This window comes from Candidatus Omnitrophota bacterium, assembly GCA_025453395.1.
Taxonomy (GTDB): Bacteria; Omnitrophota; Gorgyraeia; order Gygaellales; family Profunditerraquicolaceae; genus JAlOQK01.
In genome coordinates this window covers 174014-187131 of record JALOQK010000003.1, presented here as the reverse complement: position 1 = coordinate 187131, position 13118 = coordinate 174014, and the positions used below count along the sequence as shown (strand labels likewise).

The following is a 13118-nucleotide window of genomic DNA, read 5'->3' as shown; positions in this document are numbered from 1 at the left end:
TATCTCAAGCCCAGACAGAGCTTACCCAGGCCAAAGACCTGCTGGCTAAAAAAGAAACAGAGCTTTCTGAATCCAGATCAACCTTAGGCAGCCTAAATGAAAACCTCTCTTTAACCCAGAAAGAATTATCTCAAGCGCAAACAGAACTTAGCCAGACTAAAGGCCTCTTGGCTAAAAAAGAAACAGAGCTTTCTGAATCTAAATCAACCGCAGCTAAAACTAAAGATGAGTTATCCCTTGCTCATGATCAACTCGGGCAACTAAGTCAAAACATATCCAGGATTCAGGATAATCTTTCTGCAGTTGAGAGGACTCTACAACAGAAACAAAAAGAACTTGAGAGTATCTATTCTTCTGAAGGATACCGATTTTTATTACGGCCCATGTGGCTGTTTTTATGGAAAGCCAAGGAAGCCGTACGTTTTATTAAATACGCTTCTAGAGAATTAGTTTATCTTATTATTTTGGCTCCACTGTATTTAATGAATCTTTTTATCTTCATGATTCTGCTGATCGAAAGAACGCTCTGGGCGCCATTGATATTATTACGAAAGAATAATACCAGCAAACTTAACCAAAGTAGAATTTACAATAAAGATAAAAACATCACTATTGTTATCCCGAATTATAGTGGTTGTCATTATTTAAAGGAATGTCTTTCGTCAATATTCAAGATACGTGATTTCCAAGATAACAAACACGAAGTTTTAATTGTTGATGATGCCAGTTCTGACGATAGCGTAGCTTTTGTTAGGGAAAATTTTCCGCAAGTTACTTTAATCTGCAATAAGAAAAATCTTGGCTTTGGAGCAAGTTGCAACCTAGGAATAAAACAAGCAAGAAATAAAATAATAATTTTGCTTAATAACGACATTATTGTTTCTGATGATTTTCATAAACCCCTGATAGCGCATCTTGATAATGAAGACATCTTTTCGGTTTCGCCTCGGCTGTACGAATGGGACAGAAAAACATTTGCCACCGGCATGTATGTAGGAGATTTTCAACATGGGTATATTCACATTTGGAACGAACGCGACATTCATGGATATCCCGTGATAAATACTGCTCAACCAACAGTATTTGGTATCGGATGTGCGGTTTGCTTCAGAAAAAGTGATTTCTTGGCATTGGGAGGGCTTGATGAAATCTTTAAACCATACTGCTGGGAGGATATAGATCTATCCTACAGGGCATTAAAAAGAAACCTGCGCGTTGTTTATGAGCCTAAAAGCACAGTCTTCCATAAAGTCCACGGGACAATCGGGCCATTCAAACGTTCGATTGAGATAAAGAATGAGCTATTGTTTACCTGGAAGAATATCACCGATTTTAATATGACAATGCAGCATTTCTTATTCTTGCCCTTGTATTTCTTAAGAAGAAAGATGGAACGAAAACAGTTCTTAAGGGGATACTTGATGGCATTAAACTGGCTGCCATTAACTATCGCTCATCGGATGAAAGAAGAACAGCATATCTTACGCAATGATAAAGAAGTATTGTCTAAGCCGCTTGAGTTTTTTAATTACTCTATCAACATCAAGAATAAGCTTTTAACCAATAACCCGCAAAGCAACAAAACCCTTTTGTTAATTACCCCTTTCCTCCCGCTCCCGGTAAAGTCTGGCGGCCAGGTCAAGATGTTTACCTCGCTTAATAAACTTTCTGAAAAATATGATATTATTTTAATTTCTTTCATAAGGCATCTTGAAGAAAAACAATACCTGCCGGAATTAAATAAACTATGTAAACAGGTTCATACGGTTGTTTGTGATCCTACCTGGAAGAGCCGTTTTGATAAGATTTCCCTGCCTATATTTGTAAAATATTTTTATTCTAAGGAAATGGAAGAGACAATTAAGAATTGCCTGCAAGCTCATCCTATAGATTTAGTCCAGGTTGAATATGCCAATATGGCATATTATGCCCAGTCCATCTCTGGCATTCCAAAAATATTGGTAGAACACGATGCCAGTATTTATACCTTGAATAAATCATGTGAAAAACCGGCCTTTGGGAAGATCTTCCGGTTTCTTGACTGGATGAATTTTAAAAGATTCCAGAAAAATATTTACCGCTATTTTGATAAGATTATTGCCTTTACGGATGAAGACGCGAGGATTATCCAAAAAGCTACATCTGCTGATAAAATCAACATAATCCCAATAAGCATTGATGTTGATAATTACAAACCACATTCTGATTGCCCCAGGGACATCGATATTTTATTTATCGGACACATGTTGCATTATCCCAATATCGATGGGTTGCGATATTTTATTAAGAAGATACTCCCGCTTATTAAGGAAAATAACCCCAAATTTAAATTCAATATAATAGGCTCAGGCCTAAGAAAAGAAGAATTCGGCATTAAAGACAATGAGAATATTTCTGTAACAGGAGAGGTTGGGGATGTGAAAGAATATCTCGCAAGGGCAAAAATTTTGGTAGTACCTATCCGTTTAGGCTCTGGGATAAAAGTCAAAATACTTGAAGCCATGGCTGCGGGAGTCCCGGTTGTCGCTACAGAAGAAGCGGCTAGTGGGTTAAAAGCTGTTAACGGGAAAGATCTCTATATCGCCTCATCAAGAGAAGACTTCGCAAATAAGGTTTTGGATCTTTTACAGGATAAAACTAAAAGGAACACAATGGCAAGCAATGCCAAAAAGGTAATTAAAGATTATTACGATGTGAATAAAACTTTTGAACAAGAAGAATTGTTGCGCAGAAGGCTAATGTTATCAACCATGGAACCTGAAGAAGAACCAATTGATGAAAATATTAATATCCCTTCAGCAGGATTAGCTGCGGGCTGGGACTTCCCCTTTAAATGTAATTATAAATGCCCCTATTGTCTTAACAATAGTTACAGTGACCCTGCCTATGACTTATCTGGAAAGCTAATAGTTAGTTTCCAGGAATGGGTAAGCTTCTGGAGAAGAATGTATCAGAAATACGGTGAGATTAAAATAGTTATTGCCGGAGGGGAACCAACTGTCTACCCTGCCTTCTTTGAATTAATGAAAAAAATTACTTTATGGCACCGCGTGGAGATATGCACTAATTTATCATTTGATATAAGAAAGGTCGTTAACATCTTCTCCCCCCAGAGATTAGCATTACATCCATCTTTCCATCCTCATTGCGCAGATTTAGATGAATATCTTAAGAAAATGCGCGCTTTAATAGATAACGGATGGGTTATTGAGCCAATAATAGTGGCTTATCCTCCACTATTAGATAAGTTAGCTTATTTCCAGAAAAGATTTCTTGAGATAGGCACTGGTGTATGCATCCTTCCATTTATGGGAGAATATCAATCCCGAACATACCCCAAGGAATACACCACTGCCGAAAAAGATTTAATTTCTTTGTTAATTAAAGATCACTCTAATGATTATTATTTAAATAATATAAGCCCTAGAGGTAAATTATGCAGAGCGGGTATGGCATATTTCCGAGTTTCTCCTGATGGCTCAATTTTTAGATGCGCTAGTGACGAAACTAGAATTGGCAACGTCAAAGATAAAGAATTTGGATGTCTTGATAAAGCTATGCCCTGCACATTAGATTTTTGCAAATGCAGTATCGAATTCATATATTTGGAGGAAAATATCGTAAGATGAAGCCTGTTTTAGAGAAAATCTCCTTAATAATACTGGGGCTTGTACTGTCGACAGCATTAATCGAAGCGGGCTTACGAACAGCTGGCTTTGTGTTTATCAGTATTCAAAAATATAGGAATTACTGTTCTATAAAGAACACTGGTGCTTATCGTATCATGTGCATCGGAGAATCAACAACAGCGGGAGAATATCCTTCTTTTCTTGAAAGAATACTAAACCAAAATAAATTCGGCATTAAATTTAGCGTGGTAGATTGTGGGTTACCCGGAATTGGCACATCGCATTTACTTTTAAATGTTGAGCAAAATATAAAACAGTATAGACCGGATATGGTAATCGCAATGATGGGGATTAATGACAGGATGGACAATGGCCAAATAGCTTATATCCCCGTGGAACTATTAAATACTTCGGTTAAAAAACCATTTTTGACTTCCTTGAGGATATATAAAGCAGGGGTTTATCTTTGGCTAAATATCAATCGAATTTTACAAGAAATACAAACCGCTGATAAAAAATATTCTTCGAATTCTACAAATAATTCTTACCCTGTAAATAATTCTTTGGAGCTCTCAGAACAATGCGCTAATCTTGGACACCTATATAATTCCCTTGGAAAACGCGCCGAAGCAGAAATAGAGTTAAAGAAAGCAATCGTTTTGAACCCTAGAGGCAGGGCTTACGGATATCTGATCTGGCTTTATTATTACCAGCAGCGTTTTACTGATATGAACCAAGCATTTGAGGAAGCAATAAAAGTAAACCCATCCAATTATGATGCATATTTCTGGATGGGCCTTGTCAAACAATGCCTTGGCGAATATGCCTTGGCTGAAGAATTTTTTAAAAAGGCCAATGAGCTCGACCCCTATAATGATAGACCATATCTTGAACTTTATCCAATCTACCTGAAACAAAATGAATATGAAAAGGCGGAAAAACTTTTGCAAAAAGCAATTCAATTTAATATAAGGACAGCGAAGATTTATGGAGCGCTTTCTTCGCTTTACCGCGCTCAAGGTAATTATTATTTGAGCGATTTCCTTACAGCAAAGGCCGTAAAAGCTTATTACGCAGCTGAAACAATCAATAATTACCATAGGCTGTGGCAGATCTTGAAAGAACAGGGTACGCGCCTAGTCTGCGTGCAGTATCCTATGCGTAGCGTATTGCCGCTCAAACAGATATTCCCCAATCCGGAGGGAATTATATTTGTTGATAATGAAGCCGTGTTTAAAAACGCTGTGGATAAGGAAAATTACCAGGCCTATTTTAGGGATATGTTCGGAGGCGATTTCGGACACTGCACTGCTAAAGGTAACCAGCTTTTAGCAGAAAATATAGCCAGAGTAATTACCAAAGAAATTTTTGATAAGTAAAACTTCATGCCCAATAAATTACGCGTTGCCTTATTCTCGCCTTATCTACCTTCTCTTGATAGCGCTGCTTTCCCTAGGAAAGTTTATGATTACATAAGGCTACTTTCTTGCCGCGGGCATCTTATATATCTTTTCTCATTTTGCAGCCAAGATGATAGAGAAAAAATAGATAAAATTAGCCCTTTTTGCAAAAGCTTGAAGCTAGAGTTCTTAAAAGATTATTCGCGCTACCCGCATACCTGCAGAGCATTTAAGCAAGAAATTGCTTCACTGTGTAAAAATGAGGATATCGATATTATCCAGTGCGAACAGTCTTATATGAATAGATATATACCAAAATACATTAGAGCGCCTCGTATTTTAGTAGAGCATGAAATACTATCGGAATCTTTTTTGCAAAAGGCTGTACTTAAAAATAACTTTTTTCATAAGATTATTTTATATTCCAGAAGCATAAAGAAATATCTTGAAGAAAAAAGGTGGTACGCTAAATTCAATGCGATTGTCGTATTTTCAAATCAGGATAGAAATATCATTCGCACGCGGTATGGCAGGGAAAATATCAAAATTATCCCCTTGGGGATAGATCTAAATGCTTACCAAACAAAACACATAACAAATACGCGATATGACCTGCTTTGTGTCGGAAATTTCTTACATTCACCAAATGTAGATGCGATATTATATTTCTGTAAAAAAATACTGCCTTTAGTCAAGAAAAACCTGCCAAGTGTTTCTCTTGTAATCACGGGCTGCAACCCTGCTGAAAGTATAATACGCTTGGCCAAAGAGAATACAAATATAACTGTATCTGGATACATAGAAAACCTCGCGGGGACCTACTCGGAAGCAAAAATTTTTATCGCTCCTATTCGTTATGGCACGGGGATGCGCTATAAAATTATTGAGGCAATGGCATTAGGAGTCCCCGTGGTATCGACTTCAGTTGGAGCCAGGGGTTTTCATCCTGATGAACTTAAAATCGCTGATAATCCAAAAGAATTTGCCAATGCCGTGGTAGAATTATTAAAGAATCCCGATGAATGTAACAGGATGGCAAAAAAAGGCCGCGCCGCGGTCGAACAATATTATTCCTGGGATAAGCTTCTGGATCAATACGAGGCTATTTATGATGATTTAGCCATGAAACCCAAATAAAATGAATTTAATCTCAATAATTATCCCTGCCCATAACTGCAGTAACCAAATACGTAAATGTCTTAATTCTGTTCTTAAGCAAGACGAAGAAAATTATGAAATAATTATTGTGGACAATGGCTCTAAAGATCAAACCCCAGTAATCCTTAAGAAAGAATACCCGCAAATCCTATTAATAGAAAACCCTGATAATTACGGTTTTTCCAAAGCATTAAATCAGGGCATAAATAAAGCAACTGGCAAATATGTCTTATGCTTGAATGATGATGTTATCTTGAAAGATAAATTTCTATCAAGCCTTCAGAGCGCCATAGAAACATCTGACGATATCGCAGCAATACAGCCAAAAGTACTTAAAAAAGATGAGAAAACCATAGATACTACCGGGATAGCCTTGACTTTTTTACGCAGATTCTACGATATCGGCTCAGGTAAATTAGATAACGCTGAATTTAACAAACAAAGGTATATTTTTGGAGCATGCGCCGCAGCAGTTCTATATAGAAAGGATGCCTTGGAATCGGTAAAATATAAAGATGAATACTTTGATGAAGATTTTTTTTGCATAGCTGAAGATGTAGATATAAGCTGGCGATTGCAAAGAAAAGGCTGGCGGACGTTATTTTACCCTGATGCCGTATGCACGCATCTTGGAGGAATCTCACGAAGCAATAATAAAGATACCGTTTATCTAAGCTTGCGCAACAGATATCTGATGATTCTGAAAAATGAATCCCCCGAAGGCCTGATAAGATTTCTGGGAGTGTTTTTTCTTTACGACATCTGGAGGGATCTTTACCGTCTGATATACAGCCCAAAGCTCTTCCTGAAAAGCATGGCTCAAACCGCAAATTTAATCCCGAAAATGCTTAAGAAACGCGCGCTATAGCGCGTATCGCGCCAATGAATTATTATACGCGTTCCGCATGGGCCCTGCAAAAATCCATGAATTCCTTCACGTTCTTGCTGCGATCAGGCCCGATGATAAACGAATAGGAGCTGGCTTGAGAGAGGATTTTACAGCTATTTTTAAGCCGTGAAAGAATAACGCCGCTTTTCTTAAGCGCCTCCCAGAGCCCCCTCTGAAACAAAAACTCAACACCCTGGTACAGGCCCAATCCGACTACTGAATTCTGCACCAACTGCTTAAACGCATAATATTTGGATATCTTCTTGATCCCGGACTGATTGCCTAAACATCTTACCCCGCAAAGAATATGCCGCAGGACAACCGGCTCCTTGGCGATTTTATCTTTGAAAAAATCCACATCTATCACATACTTTGACCCAAACTCCATTCTATTGATAAGATGCATTTGCCCTTCAGGGATATCGCGAGGCTTATTTTCATGCGAAACACCGATCCTAAGAGGAAACGCCAACATCCTGCCGGATGCGTCTATAAGCGGGGAATCTTCTGATAAAAGCCTAACGGATTGATTCTTAATAATATCCAATAAAAAAGTAGTTTTTCCGCCACCGCTTGGCAAAAGGATCAAAACACCCTGATTATTTACCGCAAGGCCTAAGCCGTGCACCCGATGAATATTTCTTGAATCAAGGTTCTCTCCCACAAGCGACATAATAGACAAAAAAACGATCTCGTGCCTTAAATGTTCATCCGCGCAAAAAACCTGATAAACATCTCTATCCTGATTAATAATCATTAACCCCTTGCCGAAATAATCAAGAAAAGAAACTCCTTCTTGTTTGTAACAGATATTGCGGGGAGTGTATAGATGCGCCGTAACGCAAGGAAGCTTGCTGTAATCAGGGGCATAGTTAAAAACCTCAAAAAATACCTCAGGGAATGCTTCTTGATTTAAGAAGAATGAATAGTCTCTTTGAATCTTCTGCAGGGTCTGCATATCCTGGCACTTGACCTGGATTACAAATCCATAAAAAGAGAACTTGGCACTATAAAACTGAATTGTGTCCGGTAAGTCTAATCCGAAACGCATTAACCCTGCCCCGGTTATTGATTTTTGCATATTTTTTTGCGCAGCAAGAAAGCGGTAAACCCGCAGACAATGCCACAAGCCATTACTATATTATCAAGGAAAGTAACAAAAAATGCAAGAACTCCAAAAAGAAATCCTCTTTCTTTAATAAGAAACGCGAGAAAATTAACGTTAAGAAGGAGCCACCCCACAGTTAAAAATAATACAACTAAATAATTTAAATTCCCCGATAGGCTTAAGATGCCTGATAGAATAATTACGGGGGCTAACAACGTGCTTATCAGCTGTTCCTTTGGCGAATGAGCAAAGCCTGTTTTGTTCCTGCCTAGCTGCTTCCAGCCTTGATATTTAAGGAAAATCTTGCCCCAATCAAAAGGAATTTGAAAGTCATTTTTAATAAATGAAAACCAGTTATATCTTTTTAGATGGACGACTTCCAGGGTCTTTATAAAACCAATTTGTTTGCCCCAAGCCAAAAGCTTTTGCCCCAAAGCAGTATCGTCAGCTGTCATATCGTCACAACCATATAGCAAGGCATCTTCGCGCCGAAAAGCATGTATTGAACCATACAAAAAAGTTACTTTTTCAGGCAGCTTGTTGAATATATAATGCATATAGAGATTCTTATACTGGCTGAAAAACCCAGGGTGAGGATGTTCTTTTGAAAGAAGCCCGTTCACGGCAGAAACATCAGGATGTTTAATAAAATAATCCGCGATCCGCGCAATGGTATCTGGCCTTATAACGACATCCGAGTCTATGTTAACGATTATCTGGCCCGCCGAAGCCATTATCCCGCGATTACGCGCCTGGCTTCTTCCTAAATGTTCGGTAAGCCGCATAACCATATCCGCATATTTTGAGGCGATTGGACAGCTATCATCAGAGCTTGCATCATCAACAACAATAAGCTCATAATCTTTGTATGTAGACTGCCTCACCGACACAAGACACTGTTCTATTGTTTCCTGGCTGTTATAACTGGGAATAATCACTGAAACATACGCCATATTTATACTCACTTTAATCTGTTATTTAATAATGGCTCTGCGCGCTGGTGGGCTACCTCGCAGAAATACTCAACCGGCGTATCCAGTTTGCCGGTTTCAAGATAAGCATGCGCCGGGCACCAGAGACAAAGATTGACAAGTTCACACTTACGGCATTTCTCAAGAAACTCCGGGTTATTTGAACGCATATCCCGCACTTTAAGCGCGAATTTATTGTAAGCCTGCTCCAAAGATCCTTTTTTTAAGTCATACATACAATCGGGATGATTAAGTGAAGAGCATAATTTAAAATACCCGTCAAAACTGACATAAAAACTCCCATTGCCGCTTCCGCAGTGAAAAAGATGGTTGCATCCGGTATGGGATAATTCCGGGATAATAAATTTATCGCAGCTTTTTTGTAATGCCTGCGAGCGCTCGGAGTCCGCTTTCTCAATTGCTACGATTTCTGCTGGTAACAAGCGTTCAGATTTAATTTCTTCGTTCCTTTTTTGATTCCTGTCGAAACGAAGATGCAATAACGGATCAAAACGAAAATAATCTTTGGTTTTCTGGCGGCAGAATCGCGCGATTTGCGGCAGCTGTTTAACATTTGAACGAAGCGCCATGGCCTTAAGCCGCACTGGTATTTTATTTTTCAATAAAGAATCCAGCCCCCGCCTAAAAGCTTTAAAAGACCCCGGGATCCTAGTAACGCGCTCATACACCTCTTTAGTAACCCCATAAACAGTAACCTCAATATCTCTGGGAGGATATTTCTTGAAGAAATCTATATGCTTCTCATTGATTAAAGTGGCATTGGTAAAAACCGAGACCAAAAGCCCTTTTTTCTTTATGTACAAATAAATATCAAAGAAATCTTTTCTTAAAAAAGGCTCTCCTCCGGTAATAAGGCACCAAAGGGCACCTAAATCCGCGGCTTGGTCAATTATATGTTTTATTTGTACAAGGGTAAGTTCGCGCGATTTTGCCTTGCTGTCTTGACAAGATAAATTTACATAGCAATGCCTGCAATTGTTGTTACAGCGGGCAGTGATTTCCAGATCAAAAGAAACCAGTTTTCTATCTGCGTCCTTAAACTTATCCCAAAGCTTAAATTTAGGCAAAGGAATTTTGGAAATAAATTTATCTTTCATAGAATTAAATCTTTGATCCAATTTCTTTTTTCATTATCAGGCGCTCAACAGGCTCTTTATTTTTAAAGAAAACTTCTTTTTGCGTTGATATTTCTCTAAACCCCAAGTTCTTTAAAATCTTTTTCTCTAAATTCATGCCTTTAAGAACGCTTACGGATATCCCTGTTGCGCCAGCCTGCTTAAACAAATCATCCGCTTCTCGCAAAAGCTTTTCTTCTAAGTTAGTCCTTCTGTATCTAAGCCTTAACTTATATTCATAAAGCCACCAGCCGGAAAACGGGCAATCTTTAGGTTTAAAAACAAATGATAAATAACCTGCCGGCTTTGAATTTATCTCTAACGCAATCGTCCACTTCGAAACAGGAAACTCTCCGCTTAAAGATTCCAAAAGTTCCGTTTTAGAGAATTCCTTATAAAATTTGCTGTTTGCTTTAGGGCTAATGGGCGCCTGCAAAGAAAATTGGACTTCTTTGCTTGACTTTATGAATAAAAACCTGGCAAACCAGCGGTAAGCTTTATACTGTTGTATATAACTGATAAAATCAATTATTTTACGCCACAGATATTGCTTAAAGTAATAATGCTTAAGGTAAAGATTAAAGAAAAACCGTTTTACAAAAGGGTAATCTTTTTTTACAGTATTTAAAGTTTCCCCTCGCCTTTGAATGCGGCTAACTATTCCTAAAATATCCTGTTCAAAACTGGCTCCGTCATTTCCGGAATAAGCGGTATCCGGACGGGTAATAATATAATCTTGGCCCTCGTTATTTCCTTTGGCAATCGTGCGATGAGCAAATAATCGGCCTGCCTTACGGTAAACCGCGATATCTCCAACTCTAATTTCGCTTACGCTTTTGGGCTCAATGTGTAAAATATCTTTCGGCCGAATGCAAGGATACATGCAGGCCCCTTCAGGAGAAAATTTAACCATCTTCTTTTCTACAAATAATCTGCCTAATTCAAACATTTGTAGAACTAAACCAGTTTCCCACGGATTATTTGGATAGGAAGACGAAGAAATGATATTTTTCTTATCTATATCGTCGCAAACAGGAGCATATTGATAAATCTGTGCGCAGAATTCCTGGTAGCAAAAGTTTTTACAAGCCACTTCATTAAGCCTCAACCAACATTTTTTTCTTTAACAACTCACTCGTTATTCCTAAAATATCTTTTTCTATTTCTTCAAGAGGGGCATCAAATTCTTTAACAAGTTCATTTATTATGCTTTTTAAGGTCTTTTTACCGTCTAATTTATCCCAGACAGCCTTTCCGGTCTCATTGAGCGTAAATATTGCGTCTTCTTCATCCCCTACTCCGCTGGTTATGGGGATAATTATGAATTCTCCCTGCACCTGGCGCGCCACCACATCTTCGGATGGTTTGTAGCTTTTATCAAAGCTTACGCTTATTTTCATTATTTCCTCCTGTTAATTCGAGCTAGAATTACCACACAATCCCTAAGGATTGATTAAGAGCCAATATTTAAGCTGCATTTCGGACAACCAGAAGCATTTGTCTCGCATCCACACTGGCCAATATCTGGGCCTGCACCACCTACCTTACAGACAAATAATACCTTTTCATTATTACAACCTCTGACTAATACTGTCAACTTCGGCTTCGCCCATTTCTTTTGCTTCATTTTTTACCTCCCGCTAAATCTATCAATCCTCTCTTGCCAGTCAGCAACTTCCCAAGCTTTCTCATTTTCTTTTATCAACCCTAAAAATTCAGCCTGCGCGTGGGCAACTTCGCAAAGATATTCCACTGGCGTATCCAGCGTGCCATGCTCAGCCCAGGATTTTGCCGGACATTGTTCACACAAACCTTTTAAAAAACATTTCGCACAGCGATTTAAATAATCAGAATTGGTTGCTTTTATTTCCCTTAACTTGGGGAAGAAATTCTCTAATGCATCTTTCAAAGAGCCCTTCCTTAAATCATAAACGTAATCCGGGTGCCTTAATAACATGCAGGGCTGAAAATTTCCGTAAGCATCCACGCAGCCTCCGCCTTTACCAGAACCGCAAGAAAAAAGTTTATCTGCGGGAGGCCGGATAAATTTTGCGCAAAACTCTTTCATTTCTTTTATGTATTTACCTTTTCTACGGTTAAGAATTTTTAACCCGGCTTCGGGGCTTACTCTTAGATTTTTTATTAATTTATTCTTCATGCCATCACGCCGGCAGCGCAAATCAAAAAACATAGAATATGACGGCGGCCTATCCATCCAAGGAATTTTCGCTGCCCAAGCTTCAAATTCATCTATTTCGCCTTTATTATACGGCAAGAGCGCGCCTTTGACCATAAAAGGTATTTTTTTCTCTAATAATAAGCGGATCCCGCGCCATGCCGCTTCAAATGAGCCTAGAACGCGCGTTACTGCCTCATAAGATTGCTTTTTCATCCCATAAAGCGTAACCTCAATTCTCTCTAGCGGAGGAATGCGCGAAAATAAATCCGCCAAACGCTGGTTAATTAAAGTAGCGTTTGTAAAAAGTAAGACTTTTAAGCCCAGTTTTCGCGCAAAAATATACAACTCTTCAAAATCTTCCCTTAAAAGCGGCTCGCCTCCGGTAAACCTTGCGCTCAAACATCCCAGCGAAACTGCTTCTTTAAGGATATTCTTGACTTCTTCGGTAGAAAGCTCTTTGTTCTTTGCCTCTAAATCACCGGCGGGCAGATTTATACAGCAATGGACGCAATTATTATTGCAACGCTCTGTCAATTCGATATCCAGCTGATATAAAAATAGTTTTGATTTATGCCAAATATGAGCCTGCTTCAAATCTTTTCTTACAACATAAGAGCCGCGGGATAAAGAAGCACTTCTGTATTGCAT

The 13118-nt window shown here is 38.7% G+C and carries 11 protein-coding genes; 4 read left to right on the top strand and 7 right to left on the bottom strand.

Going from position 1 to position 13118, the window contains the following annotated elements; all coding sequences use genetic code 11:
• The 4 genes from MUF05_04975 to MUF05_04960 form a co-directional block, all read left to right on the top strand.
• Nucleotides 1-3629, top strand: a 3629-nt coding sequence (locus MUF05_04975; protein ID MCU0666426.1) for a glycosyltransferase, incomplete at its 5' end; no start/stop codon positions are given.
• 155 nt (nucleotides 3630-3784) lie between these two features.
• Complete coding sequence (locus tag MUF05_04970; protein MCU0666425.1) at nucleotides 3785-5008, top strand: tetratricopeptide repeat protein; 1224 nt, start codon at nucleotides 3785-3787, stop codon at nucleotides 5006-5008.
• 6 nt (nucleotides 5009-5014) lie between these two features.
• A complete protein-coding gene (locus MUF05_04965; protein ID MCU0666424.1) occupies nucleotides 5015-6166 on the top strand; it encodes a glycosyltransferase family 4 protein in 1152 nt (383 codons plus the stop codon).
• 1 nt (nucleotide 6167) lies between these two features.
• Nucleotides 6168-7055, top strand: a complete 888-nt coding sequence (locus MUF05_04960; GenBank protein MCU0666423.1) for a glycosyltransferase family 2 protein — start codon at nucleotides 6168-6170, stop codon at nucleotides 7053-7055.
• A 22-nt stretch (nucleotides 7056-7077) separates the two neighbouring features.
• On the opposite strand, the gene MUF05_04955 is transcribed toward MUF05_04960, so the two are convergent.
• Genes MUF05_04955 through MUF05_04925 form a run of 7 tightly spaced genes read right to left on the bottom strand, consistent with a single transcriptional unit; the run spans nucleotide 7078 to nucleotide 13118 of the window.
• Nucleotides 7078-8157: a hypothetical protein gene (locus MUF05_04955; protein ID MCU0666422.1), complete on the bottom strand. Its 1080-nt coding sequence runs from the start codon at nucleotides 8155-8157 to the stop codon at nucleotides 7078-7080.
• The gene (locus MUF05_04950; protein MCU0666421.1) at nucleotides 8142-9149 is read right to left on the bottom strand and encodes a glycosyltransferase; all 1008 of its coding nucleotides are present in this window, start codon (nucleotides 9147-9149) and stop codon (nucleotides 8142-8144) included. Before MUF05_04950 ends, MUF05_04955 begins: the two co-directional genes overlap by 16 nt.
• The gene (locus tag MUF05_04945; protein MCU0666420.1) at nucleotides 9146-10273 is read right to left on the bottom strand and encodes a radical SAM protein; all 1128 of its coding nucleotides are present in this window, start codon (nucleotides 10271-10273) and stop codon (nucleotides 9146-9148) included. Before MUF05_04945 ends, MUF05_04950 begins: the two co-directional genes overlap by 4 nt.
• 4 nt (nucleotides 10274-10277) lie before the next feature.
• Nucleotides 10278-11384, bottom strand: a complete 1107-nt coding sequence (locus tag MUF05_04940; GenBank protein ID MCU0666419.1) for a S24/S26 family peptidase — start codon at nucleotides 11382-11384, stop codon at nucleotides 10278-10280.
• A gap of 4 nt (nucleotides 11385-11388) precedes the next feature.
• Entirely contained in the window at nucleotides 11389-11691 is a 303-nt protein-coding gene (locus tag MUF05_04935) for a PqqD family protein (GenBank protein MCU0666418.1), read from the bottom strand.
• Between the two features lie 53 nt (nucleotides 11692-11744).
• Nucleotides 11745-11918 carry a hypothetical protein gene (locus MUF05_04930; protein MCU0666417.1) on the bottom strand — a complete coding sequence of 58 codons (174 nt, stop codon included), beginning with the start codon at nucleotides 11916-11918 and terminating at the stop codon, nucleotides 11745-11747.
• Nucleotides 11919-11921: 3 nt separating this feature from the next.
• Complete coding sequence (locus tag MUF05_04925) at nucleotides 11922-13118, bottom strand: radical SAM protein (protein ID MCU0666416.1); 1197 nt, start codon at nucleotides 13116-13118, stop codon at nucleotides 11922-11924.

Coding starts and splice junctions, on each gene's coding strand:
- MUF05_04970 (MCU0666425.1), top strand. CDS start 3,785: ATGTGCATCGGAGAATCAACAACAGCGGGAGAATATCCTTCTTTTCTT.
- MUF05_04965 (MCU0666424.1), top strand. CDS start 5,015: ATGCCCAATAAATTACGCGTTGCCTTATTCTCGCCTTATCTACCTTCT.
- MUF05_04960 (MCU0666423.1), top strand. CDS start 6,168: ATGAATTTAATCTCAATAATTATCCCTGCCCATAACTGCAGTAACCAA.
- MUF05_04955 (MCU0666422.1), bottom strand. CDS start 8,157: ATGCAAAAATCAATAACCGGGGCAGGGTTAATGCGTTTCGGATTAGAC.
- MUF05_04945 (MCU0666420.1), bottom strand. CDS start 10,273: ATGAAAGATAAATTTATTTCCAAAATTCCTTTGCCTAAATTTAAGCTT.
- MUF05_04935 (MCU0666418.1), bottom strand. CDS start 11,691: ATGAAAATAAGCGTAAGCTTTGATAAAAGCTACAAACCATCCGAAGAT.
- MUF05_04930 (MCU0666417.1), bottom strand. CDS start 11,918: ATGAAGCAAAAGAAATGGGCGAAGCCGAAGTTGACAGTATTAGTCAGA.
- MUF05_04925 (MCU0666416.1), bottom strand. CDS start 13,118: ATGCAATACAGAAGTGCTTCTTTATCCCGCGGCTCTTATGTTGTAAGA.